Annotated in this window: 20 protein-coding genes; 8 read left to right on the forward strand and 12 right to left on the reverse strand. The window is 69.2% G+C overall.

Annotated features, from left to right (window positions below; all coding sequences use genetic code 11):
- Nucleotides 1-86: 86 nt before the first annotated feature.
- Entirely contained in the window at nucleotides 87-1,487 is a 1,401-nt protein-coding gene (locus RBS12_RS01835) for a PLP-dependent aminotransferase family protein (protein ID WP_307964331.1), read from the reverse strand.
- Between the two features lie 60 nt (nucleotides 1,488-1,547).
- Between RBS12_RS01835 and RBS12_RS01840 the strand changes: the two genes are divergently transcribed.
- On the forward strand, nucleotides 1,548-2,258 hold the full coding sequence (locus RBS12_RS01840; RefSeq protein ID WP_307964332.1) for a hypothetical protein: 711 nt from the start codon (nucleotides 1,548-1,550) through the stop codon (nucleotides 2,256-2,258).
- On the opposite strand, the gene RBS12_RS01845 is transcribed toward RBS12_RS01840, so the two are convergent.
- A complete protein-coding gene (locus tag RBS12_RS01845; protein ID WP_307964333.1) occupies nucleotides 2,236-3,123 on the reverse strand; it encodes a methyltransferase domain-containing protein in 888 nt (295 codons plus the stop codon). The genes RBS12_RS01840 and RBS12_RS01845 overlap by 23 nt on opposite strands.
- A 43-nt stretch (nucleotides 3,124-3,166) precedes the next feature.
- Between RBS12_RS01845 and RBS12_RS01850 the strand changes: the two genes are divergently transcribed.
- Complete coding sequence (locus tag RBS12_RS01850) at nucleotides 3,167-5,194, forward strand: S9 family peptidase (RefSeq protein ID WP_307964334.1); 2,028 nt, start codon at nucleotides 3,167-3,169, stop codon at nucleotides 5,192-5,194.
- Here RBS12_RS01850 and RBS12_RS01855 read toward each other — a convergent pair.
- From RBS12_RS01855 to RBS12_RS01865, 3 genes are read right to left on the reverse strand one after another with little or no spacing between them, the layout of a single operon-like run.
- Nucleotides 5,191-5,838, reverse strand: a complete 648-nt coding sequence (locus RBS12_RS01855) for a peptide deformylase (protein ID WP_307964335.1) — start codon at nucleotides 5,836-5,838, stop codon at nucleotides 5,191-5,193. The two genes, RBS12_RS01850 and RBS12_RS01855, sit on opposite strands and share 4 nt — an antisense overlap.
- Before the next feature lie 54 nt (nucleotides 5,839-5,892).
- Nucleotides 5,893-6,765 (reverse strand): hypothetical protein, encoded by an 873-nt coding sequence (locus tag RBS12_RS01860; RefSeq protein WP_307964336.1) that lies wholly within the window; start codon nucleotides 6,763-6,765, stop codon nucleotides 5,893-5,895.
- Nucleotides 6,766-6,774: 9 nt separating this feature from the next.
- The gene (locus tag RBS12_RS01865; RefSeq protein ID WP_307964337.1) at nucleotides 6,775-7,671 is read right to left on the reverse strand and encodes a LysR family transcriptional regulator; all 897 of its coding nucleotides are present in this window, start codon (nucleotides 7,669-7,671) and stop codon (nucleotides 6,775-6,777) included.
- A 70-nt stretch (nucleotides 7,672-7,741) separates the two neighbouring features.
- Between RBS12_RS01865 and RBS12_RS01870 the strand changes: the two genes are divergently transcribed.
- From RBS12_RS01870 to RBS12_RS01880, 3 genes are all read left to right on the forward strand, one after another.
- A complete protein-coding gene (locus tag RBS12_RS01870) occupies nucleotides 7,742-8,773 on the forward strand; it encodes a putative sulfate exporter family transporter (RefSeq protein WP_307964338.1) in 1,032 nt (343 codons plus the stop codon).
- A gap of 96 nt (nucleotides 8,774-8,869) precedes the next feature.
- Nucleotides 8,870-10,372 carry an arylsulfotransferase family protein gene (locus tag RBS12_RS01875; protein ID WP_307964339.1) on the forward strand — a complete coding sequence of 501 codons (1,503 nt, stop codon included), beginning with the start codon at nucleotides 8,870-8,872 and terminating at the stop codon, nucleotides 10,370-10,372.
- A 43-nt stretch (nucleotides 10,373-10,415) separates the two neighbouring features.
- The gene (locus RBS12_RS01880) at nucleotides 10,416-11,366 is read left to right on the forward strand and encodes an EamA family transporter (protein WP_307964340.1); all 951 of its coding nucleotides are present in this window, start codon (nucleotides 10,416-10,418) and stop codon (nucleotides 11,364-11,366) included.
- Here RBS12_RS01880 and RBS12_RS01885 read toward each other — a convergent pair.
- Both RBS12_RS01885 and RBS12_RS01890 read right to left on the reverse strand, forming a co-directional pair.
- On the reverse strand, nucleotides 11,299-11,526 hold the full coding sequence (locus tag RBS12_RS01885) for a hypothetical protein (protein WP_307964341.1): 228 nt from the start codon (nucleotides 11,524-11,526) through the stop codon (nucleotides 11,299-11,301). The two genes, RBS12_RS01880 and RBS12_RS01885, sit on opposite strands and share 68 nt — an antisense overlap.
- A gap of 124 nt (nucleotides 11,527-11,650) precedes the next feature.
- On the reverse strand, nucleotides 11,651-12,688 hold the full coding sequence (locus tag RBS12_RS01890) for a LacI family DNA-binding transcriptional regulator (protein WP_307964342.1): 1,038 nt from the start codon (nucleotides 12,686-12,688) through the stop codon (nucleotides 11,651-11,653).
- A 140-nt stretch (nucleotides 12,689-12,828) separates the two neighbouring features.
- Between RBS12_RS01890 and RBS12_RS01895 the strand changes: the two genes are divergently transcribed.
- Genes RBS12_RS01895 through RBS12_RS01905 form a run of 3 tightly spaced genes read left to right on the forward strand, consistent with a single transcriptional unit; the run spans nucleotide 12,829 to nucleotide 16,126 of the window.
- Nucleotides 12,829-13,272, forward strand: a complete 444-nt coding sequence (locus tag RBS12_RS01895; RefSeq protein ID WP_307964343.1) for a helix-turn-helix transcriptional regulator — start codon at nucleotides 12,829-12,831, stop codon at nucleotides 13,270-13,272.
- A 10-nt stretch (nucleotides 13,273-13,282) separates the two neighbouring features.
- Nucleotides 13,283-13,693, forward strand: coding sequence for a VOC family protein (locus RBS12_RS01900; RefSeq protein ID WP_307964344.1), 411 nt, complete (start codon nucleotides 13,283-13,285; stop codon nucleotides 13,691-13,693).
- Between the two features lie 48 nt (nucleotides 13,694-13,741).
- Nucleotides 13,742-16,126, forward strand: coding sequence for an excinuclease ABC subunit UvrA (locus tag RBS12_RS01905; RefSeq protein ID WP_307964345.1), 2,385 nt, complete (start codon nucleotides 13,742-13,744; stop codon nucleotides 16,124-16,126).
- A gap of 119 nt (nucleotides 16,127-16,245) precedes the next feature.
- On the opposite strand, the gene RBS12_RS01910 is transcribed toward RBS12_RS01905, so the two are convergent.
- From RBS12_RS01910 to RBS12_RS01930, 5 genes are all read right to left on the reverse strand, one after another.
- On the reverse strand, nucleotides 16,246-16,692 hold the full coding sequence (locus tag RBS12_RS01910) for an SRPBCC domain-containing protein (protein ID WP_307964346.1): 447 nt from the start codon (nucleotides 16,690-16,692) through the stop codon (nucleotides 16,246-16,248).
- Between the two features lie 15 nt (nucleotides 16,693-16,707).
- On the reverse strand, nucleotides 16,708-17,070 hold the full coding sequence (locus tag RBS12_RS01915; RefSeq protein WP_307964347.1) for a metalloregulator ArsR/SmtB family transcription factor: 363 nt from the start codon (nucleotides 17,068-17,070) through the stop codon (nucleotides 16,708-16,710).
- Nucleotides 17,067-17,528 carry an SRPBCC family protein gene (locus RBS12_RS01920; RefSeq protein ID WP_307964348.1) on the reverse strand — a complete coding sequence of 154 codons (462 nt, stop codon included), beginning with the start codon at nucleotides 17,526-17,528 and terminating at the stop codon, nucleotides 17,067-17,069. Before RBS12_RS01920 ends, RBS12_RS01915 begins: the two co-directional genes overlap by 4 nt.
- Nucleotides 17,529-17,678: 150 nt before the next feature.
- Nucleotides 17,679-17,957: a DUF2277 domain-containing protein gene (locus RBS12_RS01925; protein ID WP_307964349.1), complete on the reverse strand. Its 279-nt coding sequence runs from the start codon at nucleotides 17,955-17,957 to the stop codon at nucleotides 17,679-17,681.
- A 142-nt stretch (nucleotides 17,958-18,099) separates the two neighbouring features.
- Entirely contained in the window at nucleotides 18,100-18,561 is a 462-nt protein-coding gene (locus RBS12_RS01930) for a hypothetical protein (protein WP_307964350.1), read from the reverse strand.
- Nucleotides 18,562-18,582 lie beyond the last annotated feature (21 nt).

The raw sequence follows: 18,582 nt of genomic DNA on the forward strand, positions 1-18,582 counted from the left end.
CCCCCATTCCTTCCACTACCCTAGCCCAGCGGAACCCCCGTTGGGGGGCTTTGGCGGGCAACATGTTCATCGCGGGCGAGCGCCGCTCAGACGGCCACGAGGGGCTCGGGGAGGGGGCCGCTCGCATGCCGATCCGCCGACCTCCTGAGCGCCCCGACGGCCTCCCGAATGGTCGAGGGTGACTCGGTGAAGGGCAGGCGGAGCCGGTGTTCGAACGCGCCGTGCAGGCCGAATCTCGGACCGGCCGTGAGGGCAAGCCCCTCCTCCCGGGCGCCGAGGACGAGCTCGGACGATGACCACGGCGCGCAGCTGATCCAGAGCGCCAGCCCGCCCTCCGGATCGGGGATGGTCCACTCGGGAAACTGCTCGGTGAGGGCCGAGCGCATCGTTCTCAGCCCCTCGGAGAGCCGCACTCGCCGCTCGGCGACCAGCTCCGCTTCGCGCGCTATGAGCTCGACGGCGACGAGCTGCTCGAAGACGGGCGTGCCGAGATCCATGCTCGTCCGCGACTGGGCGAGCCGGGCGATGAGAGTCCTCGGGGCGCGGATCCATCCGACACGCAGGCCGCCCCACGCGAGCTTGCCGAGCCCGCCGACCGTCACGACGGAAGGGGAGAAGGCGGCGAGCGGCTCACGCGGCCCGCGCCGGAGGTCGAGCCACATGGTGGTCTCGTCGGCGATGAGCACCGTTGCGTGCCGGTCGGCCGCACGGGCGAGGCGTGCGCGCGCGTCGTCGGGCAGGCTCGCGCCAGTCGGGTTCTGGAAGTCGGGCATGACGTAGCCGACCGACGGCGCGGCGGCCCTGAGCGCGGCCTCTGCCTCTGTGAGGTCCCACCCTCCGTCGGTGTCGACGGGAACTGGGACCGCGCGCGCCCTCGCGGACAAGATCGCGTCGATGGCGTGGGGATAGGTCGGATGCTCGATGAGCGCGCGGTCGCCCGGGGAAGTAAGGAGCCGGGTGAGGAGCGCGATGGCGTGCTGAGCCCCCGACGTCACGAGGATCTGGTCGGGGTCTGTCGCAACCCCACGCCGGCGGAAATGCATGGCGACGGCCTCGCGGAGCTCGGGGTGCCCGACGATCTCATAGCCCGAGCGGGCGAGCTCGGGCCCGATCCGCTGGGCCGCCGCGGCGTAGCACGTCGCGACCGCGGATGCCGCCGGCATGGCGGCCTTGGTGAAGTCGAGGGGGATTCCGTCGGGCGCCGAGTCGGCGGATGGCCGAGCGCCAAGCGACACGAAGCTTCCCGAACCGCGACGGCTCTCGATCGCCCCCAGCTCCCTCAGGCGTGCGTAGGCGGAGGCCACCGTCGTCCTGCTCACCCGGAGCGCCGCCGCGAGGTCTCGCTCCGCGGGCAGGCGCGTCCCGTGCGCGAGCCGGCCGTCTAGGGAGACGAGCCTGATCCGGTCGGCGAGCGCGGAATACGCAGGCCCCTTGCTCCGCCACGGTCCGAGAACCGAGGCCAATCTCGCCGCTGTGATGCCGCTCATGAGGCCATTGTTCCAGAATTGGCCCTTTTATTGCAGTCCACTTGTGGCCATTCTCGACTCATGGCACTTTTTACCCGGGCGTCGATGCTCTCGTCGGGACTCCTTTCAAGCCCGCGCCTTCTGCTCCGCCTCCTCCGTCTCTATGTGGGACTCTTCGCCTACGGGATCGCGATCGCCCTGATCCTGAGGGCCGGACTGGGCGGCTCGCCGTGGGACGTGCTGGGACAAGGAGTGGCCAAGACATTCGGCCTCTCATTCGGCACGGCGACGATCGCCATCAGCGTCGCCGTGCTTGTCTTGTGGATCCCGCTTCGCCAGCGACCGGGCTGGGGGACCGTCTCCAATGCGGCCCTCATCGGGGTTTTCGCCGATCTCGGGCTCGCATGGGTTCCGCCCGCGAGCAGCGTGCCCGTCTGGGCGCCCGTTGCTCAGGCTGCATTCCTCACAGCGGGGCTCGTCCTGCTCGCCTTCGCGTCGGTTCTGTACATCGGCGCGGGCCTCGGCCCGGGGGCTCGTGACGGCCTCATGACAGGGCTCGTGGCGCGAACCGGTTGGCCCGTGTGGGCTGTGCGCAGCGCGATCGAGGTGTCTGTGACCGTGGCTGGATGGCTTCTTGGGGGAACGCTCGGAGTGGGAACCGCGATTTTTGCCTTCACGATCGGCCCCCTCATTCAGCTCGCGCTGCGCCTTCTCCGCGCCGAGCTCGAGCCGCGCGCTTCTCGGCACCCTGCCGGGTCCGAGCGCGAGGTCAGCGCCGGCGCAGCACGCTGAGCTCGACCGCGCCCTCGGTCTCGAGCGGGCCCGCGGGCAGCTTGGCGAGCAGGACGGCGCGCTCCGTGTGGTGCCCGGCCGGGCCCATGAGCGCTAGGTCGGCCGCCGCATCCCGGTCGAGAACGAGCGGAAACTCGATGGCACGGCGGTAGCCCGCCTCGAAATCCTGCTCGGCTGCGCGCGCGACCCCCTCGGCCTTGCCCGCAGGAACGTCGAGCATCGGCAGCAGGTCGCGCAGGCCCGCGAGGTGCTCCGGCCGCGGCGTCACGATGCACAAGACGCCGCGAGGGCGTAGCACACGCGCATACTCGCGGAGGTTGCGTGGGGCGAAGACATCGAGGACGACGTCGACCGAGCGGTCCGGCAGCGGAAGGTCACGCCAGAGGTCCCACACGACGGCTGCCGTCCGCGGAAGCTTCGCGGCGCGGGCGAGAGCATGCCGCGAGAGGTCGAGGGCGACGGCGCTCGCGCCGGGGGAGCGGGCCAGGACGGCGCCGAGGTAGTAGCCCGTGCCGGCGCCTGCGTCGAGCACCGCCGGGGAAAGGGCTCGGCGAGCGCCCGCGCCGTCGTCCGTCGGGCCGCCGGGTCCCGAAAGCGCGGGGGCCGCGGCGTCGGCCACGGCCTGTGCAATGGGCGCGTAGTATCCCGCGCCGAGGAAGCGCTCGCGCGCGGCGACCATCTCAGCCGTGTCCGGCACGAACCGAGTCCCGCGGCCCGTGAGGAAGTTGACGTAGCCCTGCCGGGCGGCGTCGAAGCGGTGGCCGGACGCGCACACGAGCGAACGTCCCCCCGCGCCGTCCGGGGAAGCCGCCCACGGTCCCGAGCATACGGGGCAGCGCAGTAGTTCTTGGGCGGGGAAGGGCATGGCCTCCATGCTAGCCGCGCCAGCTGGGACTAGGCTTCACGGCGTGAAGCCCGCCCAGCTCGATGCCATCCTGACCTTGTCCACTCCGTCTGTCCACGCCTCGGGCACGCGATGCGCCGTCGCAGCGACCCGACCCGACTTTCGGGCCGATGCACCAGTGGGGCAGCTCTGGGAGGTCCAGCTTGACGGAAGCCGGAAGCCGCGGCGGCTGACCCGAGGCTTCCGCGACACGGCTCCCCGCTATTCGCCGGACGGCGCTTGGCTCGCCTTCCTGAGAGCGGCCCCAGAGGGTCGCGCCCAGCTCGCGATCGTCGAGTCGGCGGGCGGTGAACCACGCGTCATCACGAATCGCCTGCTCGGCATCGAGCAGTTCGTGTGGTCTCCGGATTCGCGCCGGATCGCGTTCACGTCGCGCGAGCCCGAGCAGGGCCGCTACGGGAGCATCGAGGGCGTGGGTCCGCGCGCCGAGGACCCGCGCCTCGTCACGCGGCTCAACTACCGCGTGAACGGCCCCGGATACACCGCCGATCAGCGAGTGCAGCTGTTCGTCCTCAGCGTCCCGGACGCAGACGAGGAGCCGCTGGTCGCCGCGCGGGGCCGCGTCAAGGCAGACGAGGATGAGGCTCCGAGCGGGCTGCCCGAGGCGCGCCAGCTTACGTCCGGCGCCGTGGACTACGTGCTGCCCTCCTTCAGCGCCGACGGGCGCTCGATCTACACCGTCTCGGCGTTCGCCCCCGACGCGATCGACACCCTGACAACTCGCGTCGTCCGTACGCCGGCGGACGGCGGCGAGAGCATCGCCGTTGACCTCGCCGCGCCCGAGGCAGCCCACGTCGAGTCCGTCGCCGAAGCCCCTGACGGCTCGGGGCTCTTCGTGCTTGCCTCACAGCTCGGCGAATCGGGGACCGACTTCGTCGGCTGGGGCACACGGCTCTTCTGGCACTCCTTCGACGACGGCTCGACGGCGCAGATCAGCGTGGCCGACGACGATCTCGGGGAAGCGCCCGGCGCGCTCCGAGTCGACGCGGACGGGCGCGCGCTCGTGCTCGCGCGGCGGCGCGGCGCCGTCGCGCTCGTGGCCTACGTTCGGTCCGGCGGCAGGGAGGTCCTGGCCGACGGCGCCTTCGTCGTGACGGGCGTCGATTCGGCGGGCGACGCCGTCGTCGTCAGCGTCGCCGACGCGACGAGCCCCGGCGAGCTCGCCGTCGCACGTGCCACCGGCCTCGGGCGGCTCACGGACTTCGGTGCGCGCCTCGGTGAGGTTGCTGAGCCGCTCGTTCCCCGCGAATTCGTGGGGCAGAGCGCTGACGGAACGCCCGTCCATGGATGGGTCGTGCTGCCCGCCGAGGAGGGGCCCCACCCCGTTCTCCTGAACATCCACGGCGGTCCGTTCGCCCAGTACACGGGCGCCTGGTTCGACGAGGCGCAGGTCTACGCGCGGGCGGGATACGCCGTCGTCATGTGCAACCCGCGGGGATCGGCCGGATACGGCGAAGACCACGCGCGAGCGATCAAGGGACGCATGGGCACCGTCGACTTCGAGGATGTCCTCGGCTTCCTCGATTCGGTGCTCGACGCCCTTCCTGGACTCGACCGCGAGCGGCTCGGAGTCATGGGAGGCTCCTACGGCGGATACCTCACGGCGTGGACGATCGCGCACGACCATCGGTTCCGGGCGGCGATCGTCGAGCGCGGCTTCCTCGACCCCGCGAGCTTCGTGGGTTCGGCGGACATCGGCTGGTTCTTCCCCGGCGAGTACACCGGCTGGTCGGCGGACGAGATGCGCGCCCAGAGTCCCATGGCGTGCGTCGACGACGTCGCGACGCCCACCCTCGTGATCCATTCCGAAGAGGACTGGCGCTGCCCGATCGAACAGGCTCAGCGTTTCTACACGGCCCTCAGGCTGCGTGGAATCGACACCGAGCTGCTTGTCTTCCCCGGCGAGAACCACGAACTGTCCCGCTCTGGAACGCCGCATCATCGGAGGCAGCGCTTCGAGCACATCCTGCGCTGGTGGGCGCGGCACCTCCCCACCTCGGCGAACCCGGGTGAGGACATGACCGAGGGCTAGAAGCCGAGGTCTCGCGCGGCCGCCTTGGGCAGCGGTTCCGCCCACCGCGCCGCGTACTCCTCGTTCGAGCTGAGCGAGCGCAGCTCGGCCCTGTCGAGGTAGAGGGTTCCCGCGAGGTGGTCCGTCTCGTGCTGGACGATGCGCGCCTGCCACCCAGAGAATTCGGCGCGGCGCGGAGAGCCGTCCGGAGCGGTCCACCGTGCTTCGACGCGTGCGGGGCGCCGGACGACAGCGGTATAGCCGCGCACCGAGAGGCAGCCCTCGTAGAACGAGGCATCGTCTGCGCCGAGAGCAACGTAGGCCGGATTGAGGACGGCGAAGAACGGCAGGGGCAGCCGCTCGCGGGTCCGCGCAATGCCCTCGTCGGCAGCCCACGCGTCCTCGAGCACCGCGAGCCGGAGCGGGAGCCCGATCTGCGGCGCCGCGAGGCCGACGCCGGGCGCAGCGTGCATCGTGCGCCGCATGACCTCGACGAGCGCGGCGAGGAGGGCGGCGTCGAGCTGCCCGTCGAAGGGGATTGCCTGAGTCCTCAGCACGGGATGCCCGGCCTGGACAATGTGAGGAAGCTCTCCGGCTTCCACGATCTCGGCAGCGGCTTCGGCCAGACGGGCCGCGGACCACGGGCTGAGGGGTGCGGGGCTCATGGCCCCAGCCTATGCGGGACCCGCGGCGCGAGGGCGGCAGACACGAGGCGCAGCTCATCCCGTGGAGGCCCACCCGCACGCGCGCGCGACGAAGGCGTAGATCTTCGTCCGCAGCGCGTCCGACGCAGGGACCTTGACGACGCCGGTCGCGTCGCCCACTCGGATGGTGAGCGGGATGAGGGTCCCGACCTTGTCCTCGGCGACTGCATGGGGGTCGCAGCGGGCGGGGCGCATCGTGAGGGGAATCGGTGTACCTCCCGGCTCGATGCGAACGTTCGTTGGCCATGGCGCGGCCGGATCCTCGTCGAGGAGGGTCGTGTTGGAGACCGAGGCGAGCACGAGGTCTTCGCGAGCTCCCGGGGTAGGCGGCGGGTCGGCGCGGAGTTCGAGCGTGGCCGTCCGGGCGGGCCCCGTTTCGGTGAGCGTGTCGTCGAGGCGGAGTCCCGCGCTCTTCGAGACGCGGAGGGCGAAGCATTTCTCGGAGTGGATGCGCGGGAGCACCCGGTGCGGGTCGGCCGCGGGCACGACGACCGGCCCGCCTCCCGCGAGCGTCACCCTAACGGACGGGACGTCGTCGTCCGATGCCCCGCAGCGAGGAGACGCGGTCGCCGCAGGGAGGCTGATCGGGTATCCGGGCGAAAGCTCAGTCGTCCCAGACCATGTTGTGCCGTCCTCGAAGCGCGGGTCCACGAGCTCGGCGCGGGTGACCGTGACGCCGCTCGCAGTCGTGTCGTCGAGCTGAAGGACGATGGTCCCGCTCGCGTATCCGTCCCGGAACTGATCGACGACGACGGCGATCGGCGCCGCCGGCGACGGCGATGGGGCGGGTGTCCGCTGCCCGTCCGAGCGCAGGGGCGCGGGGGAGCAGCCGACGACGGCGACGGCCAGGAACGCTGCGACAGCGCCGAGGCGGCGGCGCGGGCTCATAGCTCTAGGCTACGTTCGCGACGCTGCGTTCGCGGCGAGGCCGAGGAAGTCTTGGGCCGACCGAGGAAGGGGCGAGGCGGCGCTCCACACGGCGCGCAGAACGCGCCCGAGGCGCAGGCTGGGCGTGCGTGCCTCGGCGAGGCGGCCGCTGCGCAGCGCGAGCTGCACCGCGAGGCGGCTCACCACGCCGGGGCCGAGGCCTGCTGCGACGCTCGCCGCGAGGGCGGCGTTGCTGCCCACCTCGAAACGCACGCCCTCACCGTAGGGCGCGAGGGCGAGATCGGTCGTCTGGCGGGTGCCGGAACCGGGCTCCCGCACGACGAGCCCGGCCGTGGCGATCGCCTCGGGAGGGATGTCGCCGTCGTCCGCCCACGGATGGCCTGGGCGCACGATCACCACGAGCTCGTCGCGGGCGACGTCGAGGTAGCGGAATCCCGTCTGCACGGTGGGCCCTTCGACGAAGCCCAGATCGGCTACGCCCGTCCGGAGGCGCTCGAACACCTCGTCGGTGTTGCCGACGTCGAGGGTGACGGTCACGCCCGGAAGGCGCTGCTGTGCTGCGGCGAGCCACTGCGGCATGAGGTGCTCGGCGACTGTCATGCTCGCACAGACATGCAGCGCGCCGCGCTCGCCTTCGAGGGCGTCCACGGCCCGGGCGACGCTGTCCGCGGCCTCGAGCACGTCGGCGGCGAGCCCGGCGATGACGCGCCCGCGGTCGGTGAGCTCCGTGCCCCGGGGAGTGCGCCGCGCGAGCGCGAACCCCGCCGACCGCTCCATCTGCTCGAGGAGTTTGGACGCGTTCGGCTGCGCCATGCCGGTCTCGCGCGCAGCCGCTCCGATGCTGCCCCGGCGCGCGAGCGCGTCCAAGAGCCGGAACTGCCGCAGATCCCAATCCCGAACGCCCATATATCCAGTATATGGCTCCATGCCGAACTGCCGTCTACTGGCGCGAGGCGGCGGCCGGAAGCATGGAGTCATGGCCCTCCACGGATCAACCGCCCCCACCCAGCCGAAAGCTCCGCCCCGCGGCGTCTCGATGCGGCTCATCGTCCCGGGCCTCGCAGCGGCCCTCGTCGGAGCCGCGATCGCAACGGGGCTCGCGGGGTTGGTCCCGGGCGCGAGCCCCTTGCTCCTGGGCATCGTCCTCGGGCTAGCCGCGCGCAACCTCGGGTTCCTCCCAGGACGCCTCACGGCCGGGCTCGTCGTCGCGGGCCGGGTTCCCCTCCGGATCGGGATCGTCCTCCTCGGCCTGCAGCTTTCGGTGCGCGACCTCGCGACCCTTGGCTGGGCCATTCCCGTGCTCGCGGTGGCCGTCGTCGGCGTCGGGCTCCTCTCGACCGTCGGGATCGGACGGCTCCTCGGCATCGCGCCGACCCGCACGCTGCTCATCGCGTGCGGCTTCTCGATCTGCGGCGCAGCCGCCGTGGCGGGCGTCGAGTCAGTACTGGACGCCGACGAAGAGGACACCGTGAGCGCCGTCGCCCTCGTCGTGCTCTTCGGAACGCTCATGATCCCCACGATCCCGTTCCTCGCGGAGGCCCTCCGCCTTCCCGAGCGCACGGCGGCGCTGTGGGCCGGGGCCTCGATCCACGAAGTGGCCCAGGTCGTCGCTGCCGGCGGCCTCATCGGTGGTTCCGCACTGACCCTCGCGGTCACGGTCAAGCTCGCTCGCGTTCTCATGCTCGCCCCGGTCGCTGCCGTGCTGTCCGTCCGCCGTCGTCCGGCCGGAGGCCCTGGCAGCGCCGCAAGGCCGTCGATCGTGCCCCTCTTCGTCCTCGGATTCGTGGCCATGGTCGCGCTGCGCAGCCTTGCGCCGGTTCCGCACGAGGTTCTCAGCCTCGCCTCGGCGGTACAGAGCTTCCTCCTGACGACGGCGATGCTCGCCCTGGGCGCCGGGGTCCGGCTTCGCGAGCTCGCACGGCGAGGAGGGCGGGCCGTCGTCCTCGCAGCTGCCTCGACCGCAGTCGTCGGCGCCGTCGGCCTGACCGGGGCGCTCGTGCTCGCGTAGGACGCCGCCCACCCTCCCGGCCCGCCCTGGGTCGCTCTCAGCCTGACGACAGGTTCATGCTGCACCACGCACAGCCCGCATTCCTAGCCTGAGCCCATGAGGAACCTGAGCCGTCGTCACATCATTCAAGGCGCGGGGCTCGCGGTATTCGGTGCGGTCGCCGGTGCAACCGCAGCCCGATCGAGCGTCTTCCCCCTCCCCGCCAGTGCGTCCGCCGCGACGCCCACGCCCTCGCCGGCGACAGGCGATGGGCCGACGTTGCCACCCGACCGGACCTTCGTCAGCACGAAGCTCACGACGCCGCACGTGAACGTCTGGTCCTCGTCGCCCAGCGCACCTGGGTTCCTCTTCGCGGGCCCCATGGGCCACGGGTCCAACGGCCTCATCATGGACAATCAAGGGCACCCGGTATGGCTCGAGCCCACAGGCGCTGGCGTCACGGATTTGAGGGTCCAGACATACCACGGCGAATCTGTCCTGACGTACTGGAGCGGCAAGGGGACAGGCGGCCACGGCGAGGGGGTCGGGGTGATCAAGGATTCCTCGTATCGCACGATCGCCCAAGTCTCGGCCGGCGATGGAGTCAAGGCCGACCTGCACGAATTCACGCTCACCCAGCGCGGGACCGCGCTGCTCACGGCGTATCCGACCGTCCGCCGCGACCTGTCCGCGCTCGGCGGCCGGACCGACGGGTACATGTATGACTGCCACGTGCAGGAGGTCGACGTCGCGACGGGGACGGTCCTGTTCGCGTGGAAGGCCTCCGACCACATTCCGCTCGACGAGAGCTACGTGAGGCCCTCCGACGATTCCTCCGCCGATGGCAGCACCGCCCAGAAGGCCTTCGATCCGTATCATGTCAACGCGGTCGATCCGCGTCAGGACGGGTACCTCGTCTCCTTCCGCCACACCCACACGATCTACCTCATCGACAAGACCGGGGCCGTGGTGTGGCGCCTCGGCGGGAAGCGCAGCGACTTCGCGATAGGGGACGGCGCCGCGTTCGCATGGCAGCACGACGTCCGCCAGCGCGCCGGCGGGGTGATCAGCGTTTTCGACAACCATTACAAGGACGGCACGACGGGGACGTCGAGGGGCCTGCTCCTCGCCGTCGACGAGAAGCAGCGCACTGCCGCGGTCAAGCTCGAGCTGGCGCGGGGCGGCCACCGTGGCAACGCGATGGGCAACGTCCAATTCCTCGACAACGGCCACTATCTCGTCGGATGGGGCTCTGACCCCTCCGCGACCGAATTCGCCGCCGACGGGACCCCCGTCTTCGAAGCGACCGGCATCGGAAACGGGTCCTACCGCGTGTACCGAGCGCCGTGGACGGCGCAGCCCGAGGCGCTCCCCGATGTCGCGGCCATCCAGGGCAACGGTTCCGCGATGCAGATCTTCGCGAGCTGGAATGGCGCGACCGAGGTAGCCAGCTGGAGATTCCTCACGGGCGAGTCGGCTTCGACCCTTGCGGAGGCCGTCGTCGTCAAGCGCACCGGATTCGAGACGACAGCGGCCGTCGCCGTGGCGCCTCACGTTGCCGCCGCCGCCCTCGATGCCAAGGGGAACGTCCTCGCGACGTCCGCCGTCATCGCCACCTAGTCACGTGCCCGAGCAGCGCGCGGTGTGCTGATTGAATGGGGGAATGCCGCCATGGTTCCCTGAGACGAGGTCTCCCCGCAGCGGGGTGGCCTACGTCATCGCGGCGGCCGTCCTCTGGGGAACAACCGGTACGGCGTCCGCGCTCGCGCCCGGCGTGAGTCCACTCGCCGTCGGTGCCGCATCGATGGGGTTCGGCGGCCTCTTCCTTGCCGTGGCCTCGGCCCGGCAGATAAGCCGGAACCGAGCGCTCGTGGCCGGCTCGTGGCCGCTCGTGCTCATCGGCGGGGCTGCCCTCGCGGTCTACGCGCTCTCGTTCTATACCTCGATGCGCCTCGCGGGCGTCGCCATCGGCACGGCGGTGTCGATCGGCGCAGCGCCCGTCGTTTCAGCACTCATCGAACGGATCGTCGACCGCCGGCAACTCACGCAGCGCTGGGCCGCCGGCGCCCTCGTCGGTGTCGCGGGAACCGTCCTCCTGTGCTTCGCACGCGGAGGTCGTGCTCAGGGCAGCGATGGGGAAGCCCTCGCGGGCGTCGCGCTTGGCGTCGTCGCGGCCGCCACCTACGCCCTCTATTCCTGGACATCGCACCGGCTCATGCGCCTCGGCGTCCCGTCGCGTGCCTCGGTCGGCGCGACGTTCGCCGTTGGCGCCGTCGGCCTGCTCGCCGTGCTCGCCGCCGTCGGGCGGCCGTTCCTCGACTCGTGGGGCAATATCGCCGTCGGCCTCTACTTGGCTGCCGTGCCGATGTTCGTTGGCCACATGATGTTCGGCTGGGGACTCAGCCGCGTCGCGGCGAGTACCGCGACGACGGCATCGCTCGCGGAGCCGCTCGTCGCGGCGGCGCTCGCCGTCGCCGTCGTGGGGGAGCGCCTGCCCTGGTTCGGCTGGCTCGGCATGGCATTGATTGTCGCGTGTCTCGCGGTCCTCACGGTGCCCGCAGGGCGTCCGCGGTTTCGGCCACGACGTACACGGCGTATTCGTGGAAGTCGATGAGGCGGCGTTCGCCGATCGCGTCGACGGCCCAGAACAGGTCCATGGGCGGGTGCAGATTCGTGACGCGACCGCGGAAGTGCACAACGCTGCCAACTTGCGCTTGAATCTCGTCCCCGCACACCAGCTCGCGGCACGAGCTGATCCTGCAGCCGTGAGGCATCCCCTACGCTCCTTGCGGACAAGCCATTCATACGTATGAATTAGGCTTATCCCGTGAGTGTGACCTATGCCACGCTGGCTGTCAAGCGAGCCTCACCGCGCAGCCGAAGGGCCGCCGTCAGCCGTCAAACAGGGGAGGGCGCGGCGACGGAATCCCGGCGAATCAACTCACCGGGGATTGTCGCGCCCAGCGGAGGCTGGCCCGTGTGAAGCGAATCGAGGAGGCGCTCGACGGCGGCCCGACCCATCGCGTAGTGGGGGATCGACACGGTCGTGAGTGCCGGGTGCATCTCCGCCGCGAACTGTTCCTGGTCGTCGTAGCCGACGATCGAAAGGTCCCGCGGTACGCGTAGGCCGCACTCGAGCGCGGCCGTGATGGCGCCGACGGCCATCCGGTCGTTGCCGCACACGATCGCCGTCGGCCTTTCCACCGCCTCCAGAAGGCGGTGAGTGAGGCTGTGCCCCGTGCTGATCTGGTAGTCGCCCGTCAGGATCCAGGACTCGTCGACTGGAACCCGTGCGGAGGCGAGCTCCTCCCGGAAGCCGATCTCTCTCTCGATCCGCGCGGGGTCGTCCTGCGGGCCTCCGATGTAGGCGATCCTGCGGTGTCCGGCCTCGACGACGGCATGAGCGGCGAGACGACCCCCAGCCACCTCGTCAGGAACAATCGCGGGGTAGTCACGGCGCGCAGAAGGCCAGGCATTGATGAGGAGCGAGGGGAGCTTGGCGAAGCTCGCTGGAAGATCGACCTCCCGCCACGACATGGCAGCGTAGAGCATTCCGTCGACCTGGCGTGAAAGCAGGCTGTCGATCGCCGCTGATTCGATCTTGGAATCCTGCCGCGAATCGATGAGGAGAAGCAGATAGCCGTTGTCCCATGCGTAGTCCTGGGCGCCCACGAGGACGCGTCCGGCGAACGGCGACGACGCGATGCGGTCGGTGACGAGTCCGATAGTCCGGCTGCGGCGAAGACGAAGATTGCGCGCCGTCTCGTTCGGCTGGTAGCCGAGTTCGTTGATGGCCGCCCAGACCCGCTGTTCGGTATCTTCCGGGATCTTGCCTGTTCTGTTCACGACGTGCGACACGGTGCTCTGGGAAACGCCAGCCAGCCGTCCGACGTCCATCATCGTCGGTTTGGCAAATCCTTTTGGATGGCGCGTCATGGCCGCCATCCTAGCGGCAGTCCCCGGGCCCACAGTGGCAACGGACGGCGGCGTGGTCGCGGTCCCGCGCCGTAGGAGACTCGAGCTGCACGGCGACGCCGTCCTTTACAAGTGCTGGGTGACGTAGCACGATCACGAATGTGGCCAGCAAACCGATTTCGACACCGAATCTGCGCGATCTGGCGCTGCTGCGGCGCGTCCGTGACCGCATGGACCGCGAGTACGAGCGGCCTCTCGATGTCGAAGAGCTCGCACGCGGCGTCAACATGTCCGCGGGCCATCTGAGCCGCCTGTTCAAGTCTGCCTACGGCGAGTCGCCGTACGGCTATCTCATGACGCGCCGGATCGAACGCGCCATGGCGCTCCTGCGACGAGGCGACATGAGCGTAACCGACGTCTGTTTCGCCGTCGGCTGCTCGTCCCTGGGGACTTTCAGCACGCGCTTCACCGAGCTTGTCGGCGTGCCCCCCAGCGTCTACCGGCGCGACGCGGCGGGGGAGACGGAGGGAATGCCTTCGTGCGTCGCGAAGCAGGTCACGAGACCGGTCAGGAATCGAGAAGTGCCTGTCGGAGGCCGTCGATAGCATGGCAAGCATGAACCTCACCATTCACGCGAGCTTTCTCCCGCAGGACGATCCCGACGCGGCCGTTGCCTTCTACCGCGACGTGCTCGGCTTCGAGGTGCGGAACGACGTCGGCTACAACGGGCTGCGCTGGATTACCGTCGGCCCGGCGGGCCAGCCGGGCACATCGATCGTCCTCTACCCGCCCACGGCGTCGCCGGGCATCACCGACGACGAGCGCAAGATGATCGCGGAGATGATGGCCAAGGGCACCTTCGCGAACCTCGTGCTGGCAACCCCCGACGTCGACGACGCGTTCGAGCGCGTGCAGGCGACCGGCGCCGAGGTCGTGCAGGAGCCGGCGGATCAGCCCTATGGCGTGCGGGACTGCGCCGTGCGCGATCCTGCGGGCAACCTGATCCGTATCCAGGAAGTCCGCTGATCTCAGCCCGACGCTGACCCCTGTTCCGCCGAGAGGATGGAGAAGACGATGACCTTGGCCCCGACGAGGGACCCCCAGACGCCCGCGCCGCATTCGGCCGACACCCACGACATGATCCGCGTCCAGGGTGCGCGCGAGAACAACCTCAAAGACGTCAGCGTCGAGATCCCGAAGCGCCGCCTGACGGTCTTCACGGGTGTCTCGGGGTCCGGAAAGAGCTCGCTCGTGTTCGACACGATCGCCGCCGAGTCACAGCGGATGATCAACGAGACCTACAGCGCGTTCCTGCAGGGATTCATGCCATCGCTCGCACGGCCTGACGTCGACCTCCTCGAGGGGCTCACGACGGCGATCATCGTGGACCAGGAGCGGATGGGGGCCAACGCCCGCTCGACGGTCGGCACCGTGACGGATGCCAACGCGATCCTGCGGGTCCTCTTCAGCAAGCTCGGCTCGCCCTATGTCGGCCCGCCGACCGCCTTCTCGTTCAACGTCCCGACCCGGAAGGCGAGCGGGGTCATGACGAGCGCGACGGGGGAGAAGACCGTCGTGCGCGAGGCCATCTACCACGGAGGCATGTGCCCGCGCTGCGAGGGGCGGGGCACGGTCTCCGACATCGACCTCACGCATCTCTACGATGAGACCAAGTCGCTCAACGAGGGCGCCATCCTGGTTCCCGGCTACACCGCGGACGGGTGGCTGGTCCGGACCTTCAGCGAGTCAGGCTTCGTCGACCCGGACAAGGCGATCCGCGACTATACGGAGAAGGAACTCAACGCCTTCCTTCACAAGGAACCGACCAAGATCAAGGCGAAGGGCATCAACGTCACCTACGAGGGGCTGATTCCCAAGATCCGCAAGTCGATGCTCAGCAAGGACATCGACTCGCTTCAGCCGCATATCCGGGCGTTCGTCGAGCGCCTCGCGACGTTCGCACCGTGCCCGGAATGCGGGGGCACCCGGCTTAGCGAGGGGGCGCGGATGTCGAGGATCGACGGCGTCAACATCGCCGACGCCTGTTCGATGCAGATCACGGACCTCGCGGCGTGGATCCGAGGGCTCACCGAACCCACGGTCGCGCCGCTCCTGAACGCCCTCGGAGAGAATCTCGACGCGTTCGTCGAGCTTGGACTCGGATACCTGTCCCTCGACCGTCCGTCCGGAACGCTTTCGGGCGGCGAGTCGCAGCGCATCAAGATGCTCCGGCACCTCGGCTCCTCGCTCACGGACGTCACGTATGTCTTCGACGAGCCCACGATCGGGCTGCATCCCCACGACATCCAGCGGATGAACGAGCTGTTGCTGCGACTTCGCGACAAGGGCAACACCGTTCTGGTGGTCGAGCACAAGCCGGAGATGATCGCGATCGCCGATCACGTCGTCGACCTCGGTCCAGGAGCCGGGTCGGGAGGCGGCACGATCTGCTTCGAGGGAACCATCGACGGCCTCCGGGCGAGCGGCACCGTCACGGGGCGCCACATCGAGGACCGTGTGTCGGTGAAGGAAGCGGTGCGCAAGCCGACAGGCACGCTTGAGGTGCGCGGGGCGAGTGCGCACAACCTCCAGAAGGTCGACGTCGACATTCCGCTCGGCGTGCTCGTCGCGGTCACGGGGGTCGCGGGCTCCGGCAAGAGCTCGCTCATCCACGGCTCCGTGGCGGGGCGCGATGGCGTCGTAGCCATCGATCAGAGCGGCATCAAGGGCTCGCGCCGAAGCAACCCGGCCACGTACACGGGTTTGCTCGAGCCGATCCGAAAGGCATTCGCCAAGGCGAACGGCGTCAAGCCCGCGCTGTTCTCAGCCAACTCCGAGGGCGCGTGCCCGACGTGCAACGGCAACGGGATGATCTTCACCGAGCTCGGATTCATGGAGACCGTCTCGACTCCGTGTGAGGACTGCGGTGGCAAGCGCTTCCAGGCCGAAGTCCTCGAGCTTCGCTTCGGAGGTCTCAACATCGCGGAGGTGCTCGAGCTGCCTGTCACGGAAGCGCACGCCTTCCTCTCCAAAGGCGAGGCCAAGACTCCTGCGGCCGCCACAATTCTTGCCCGCCTTGAGGACGTCGGGCTCGGCTATGTGAGCCTGGGCCAGCCGCTCACGACGCTTTCCGGCGGCGAGCGGCAGCGGCTCAAGCTTGCCAATCAGATGGGGGAGCCGGGCGGGGTCTACGTCCTCGACGAGCCGACGAGCGGCCTCCACCTCGCAGACGTCGAACAGCTGCTCGGCATGCTCGATCGGCTGGTCGACTCCGGAAAATCGGTCATCGTCATCGAGCACCATCAGGCGGTCATGGCGCACGCCGACTGGATCATCGACCTGGGCCCGGGAGCAGGGCACGACGGCGGCCGGGTCGTCTTCGAGGGCACGCCGGCAGAGCTTGTGGCGGCGCGGTCGACGCTCACGGGGGAGCACCTCGCGGCATACGTGGGCTCCTGACTGCGTGGTCGCCGTCGTCGGCTGAGGGTGGATTCACGGCCGCCGCGCGAGGATGATGGAAGTGCTTGAGGAGCGTGCGTGGTCCCGGGATTCAGCGGGCTGAATCCCGGGACCCGCCTTCAGTGCCAGTCGCTGATTTGTACATCGCGAGGTGCAGGGGAACCCTCGCCCGTCTCGACCAGAGACTTCAGACTCATGAGGAAAGTGGCCCACTTCGTGCTGCAGTGGTGCATGAACTCTACGGGTTCCTTCCAGCCTGCGTGCTTGAACAGGACGACGGTGTAGTTGCCGTCTTGGCGCAGATCCCACGTGATGGTTGTGCCGACCCATTCTTGGGGGCCGTCCACGACGCGCCACAAGACTCGCCTGGACCGCTCGAGCTCGATGACCTCCATATCGAAACCGCCGACTGGCGGGAACCGGAATTCGAGAACGCCTCCGAGCTCAGTGCTTCCGCTGGTGTTGTCGGTCCACCAGCCTGCGAGACCGTCGACGGTCGTCAGGGCGCCGTAGACCTTTTCCGGCGTCGGAGTCTTGACGCCGATCCGGTGCAGGATGTCCACCATGGTGATCTCCTCGGTTCATTGTTCTTGCCTTGTCTGATGATTGCGCTGGATCGCCTCGGCGATGCGCTTGACGCGTTGCAGCCTGGCGTCCCACGCGGATCCGACCGAGGCCAGCTGGGCTGCCGCGCGAGCGAGCTGGGCTTCGTCCACCCGGTACCGCCTTTCCCGGCCCTCCGCCGTCGCCCGCACGAGTCCGGCTCGGCCGAGCACGGTGAGGTGCTTGGACACTGCTTGCCGTGTGATGGGCAATGCGCGGCCAAGCGAGGTCGCGGTACCTCCTCCTTGAGCGAGGAGCAGGTCGAGCATTCGACGCCGGGTGGGGTCGCCGATGGCGGACCACAGTTCGTCGTCGATCGCTTCGCTTGGAGCGGTAGTCACGGGCGAACCCCGAGTGCCGCGATGTACGGCGCAATTCGAGGCAGGAAGTAGTCCCAGCCAGTGACGTGGTCTCGATACTGTTCCTCCAGGACCGCGACCTCCCAGCCCATCTCGCGGAAGCCGGTCTCCCTGAAGCTGAGCAGTGTCCCGGCTCCGGATGGGATCAGTTCGAAGGTGACCAGCAGCGAGTTTCCGTCTGCGGCGACTGCATCGGCCGGATGGGTCCAGCGGAACGAAAATGAGCGGGGCGGCTGCACGTCGACGACCGTGAGACGAACCACCTTGCTGCCTGTGTCGCGGTCGCCGAAGACGATCTCGCCGATGGCTCCCGGCGCGGGCTCGTACAGGGCCTCGTCCGGCCACCATTCTCTGACGTGCTCGGGATTGCTCACGACATCGAATACGATCTCGGGCGCTGCCTCGATGTAGATCTCACGTTCAATGGATCCGAACTCCATGCCAACCTCCTGCAACGTTTGGTTGCAGTTCAGGTTAGCTGCCGCCTCGAGAATGTGCAACCGTTAGTTGCGATACGGTGCTCCGAAGGATCGCTCGGCGGGGGAGCGGAGATCACGGATCGACGTGGCGCAAGGACTCCGGTCTCACGACTACGCCGTCGCGTACCGCCCTGACCGTACGGCGCGGGCGTGGGCCTTCACAGCCTCCTCCTCGCGGTTCTTCGGCGGCGTCGTTGCGACCAGGTCGTCGAGCAGATGTTGGGTGATGTGGGCGATCTCGTGCACGGCGCGGTCGAACGCGTCTTGGTTTGCCTTCGACGGCTTCGTCGTGCCTGCAATCTTGCGCACAAACTGCAGCGCGGCTGCGTGCACTTCCTCGGACGTGGCTGCTGGCTCGAAGTTATGAAGCGTGTGGATGTTGCGGCACATGCTCCGACCATACGCTCCGTGCGGACATCGTGCGGCCCGCCGATCTAGTGGACTCCGCCGTCGATGTCAGTCAGGGTGGCCCCCCAGGGCGGTTGCAGAGCCCTCGAACCGGATCATGCAATCCGCTGTATGCGGCGCCCGCTCAGGCGGCGCCGTCGTCGTACATCGCGGCTGCCCGCGCGAGTGCGGCGGCCCAGCGTCCCGGGAGGAGTTGTCGCGCCAGTGCGCGCTGGAGCCAGAAGATCGCGGTTCCTCGCGGGCCGATCCCGGCATCGTGTCCCCATTCGACACTGAGCCGGCTCCCGCCGTCGTCGAGCCGGCTGATGCGGATGTCCGCGCCGCCGCCGCGGCAGTAGTTGCTCACCTCGGTGGTCCACGTGACATGGCTCGGGTCGGACCAGTCGTACCGTTCGATGTTCCAGATGCCAAGCCTTGGCGTGCCCTCTCTGACAAGCGCCGTGCTCGGGCCGAGCTCGAGGATGCGGAAGCTCGCTGGATCGAGGGTGACTTTCCAGACAGCAAGGCGGCGTTCGCTGAAGTCGCTGAAGGCGCGGACGGCCTGTTCCGGCGTGGCCCGCGTCTCGAGCGTGAAACGCAGCCTCACGGGTACCTCCTGAGTGGGTGT

This window comes from Sinomonas sp. ASV322 (assembly GCF_030908245.1).
Classification (GTDB): domain Bacteria; phylum Actinomycetota; class Actinomycetes; order Actinomycetales; family Micrococcaceae; genus Sinomonas.

Bases quoted from the DNA above. Each gene is read 5' to 3' on its own strand.
- RBS12_RS01835 (WP_307964331.1), bottom strand. From the start codon at position 1,487: ATGAGCGGCATCACAGCGGCGAGATTGGCCTCGGTTCTCGGACCGTGG.
- RBS12_RS01840 (WP_307964332.1), top strand. From the start codon at position 1,548: ATGGCACTTTTTACCCGGGCGTCGATGCTCTCGTCGGGACTCCTTTCA.
- RBS12_RS01845 (WP_307964333.1), bottom strand. From the start codon at position 3,123: ATGCCCTTCCCCGCCCAAGAACTACTGCGCTGCCCCGTATGCTCGGGA.
- RBS12_RS01855 (WP_307964335.1), bottom strand. From the start codon at position 5,838: ATGAGCCCCGCACCCCTCAGCCCGTGGTCCGCGGCCCGTCTGGCCGAA.
- RBS12_RS01860 (WP_307964336.1), bottom strand. From the start codon at position 6,765: ATGAGCCCGCGCCGCCGCCTCGGCGCTGTCGCAGCGTTCCTGGCCGTC.
- RBS12_RS01865 (WP_307964337.1), bottom strand. From the start codon at position 7,671: ATGGGCGTTCGGGATTGGGATCTGCGGCAGTTCCGGCTCTTGGACGCG.
- RBS12_RS01870 (WP_307964338.1), top strand. From the start codon at position 7,742: ATGGCCCTCCACGGATCAACCGCCCCCACCCAGCCGAAAGCTCCGCCC.
- RBS12_RS01875 (WP_307964339.1), top strand. From the start codon at position 8,870: ATGAGGAACCTGAGCCGTCGTCACATCATTCAAGGCGCGGGGCTCGCG.
- RBS12_RS01880 (WP_307964340.1), top strand. From the start codon at position 10,416: ATGCCGCCATGGTTCCCTGAGACGAGGTCTCCCCGCAGCGGGGTGGCC.
- RBS12_RS01885 (WP_307964341.1), bottom strand. From the start codon at position 11,526: ATGCCTCACGGCTGCAGGATCAGCTCGTGCCGCGAGCTGGTGTGCGGG.
- RBS12_RS01890 (WP_307964342.1), bottom strand. From the start codon at position 12,688: ATGACGCGCCATCCAAAAGGATTTGCCAAACCGACGATGATGGACGTC.
- RBS12_RS01900 (WP_307964344.1), top strand. From the start codon at position 13,283: ATGAACCTCACCATTCACGCGAGCTTTCTCCCGCAGGACGATCCCGAC.
- RBS12_RS01905 (WP_307964345.1), top strand. From the start codon at position 13,742: ATGACCTTGGCCCCGACGAGGGACCCCCAGACGCCCGCGCCGCATTCG.
- RBS12_RS01910 (WP_307964346.1), bottom strand. From the start codon at position 16,692: ATGGTGGACATCCTGCACCGGATCGGCGTCAAGACTCCGACGCCGGAA.
- RBS12_RS01920 (WP_307964348.1), bottom strand. From the start codon at position 17,528: ATGGAGTTCGGATCCATTGAACGTGAGATCTACATCGAGGCAGCGCCC.
- RBS12_RS01925 (WP_307964349.1), bottom strand. From the start codon at position 17,957: ATGTGCCGCAACATCCACACGCTTCATAACTTCGAGCCAGCAGCCACG.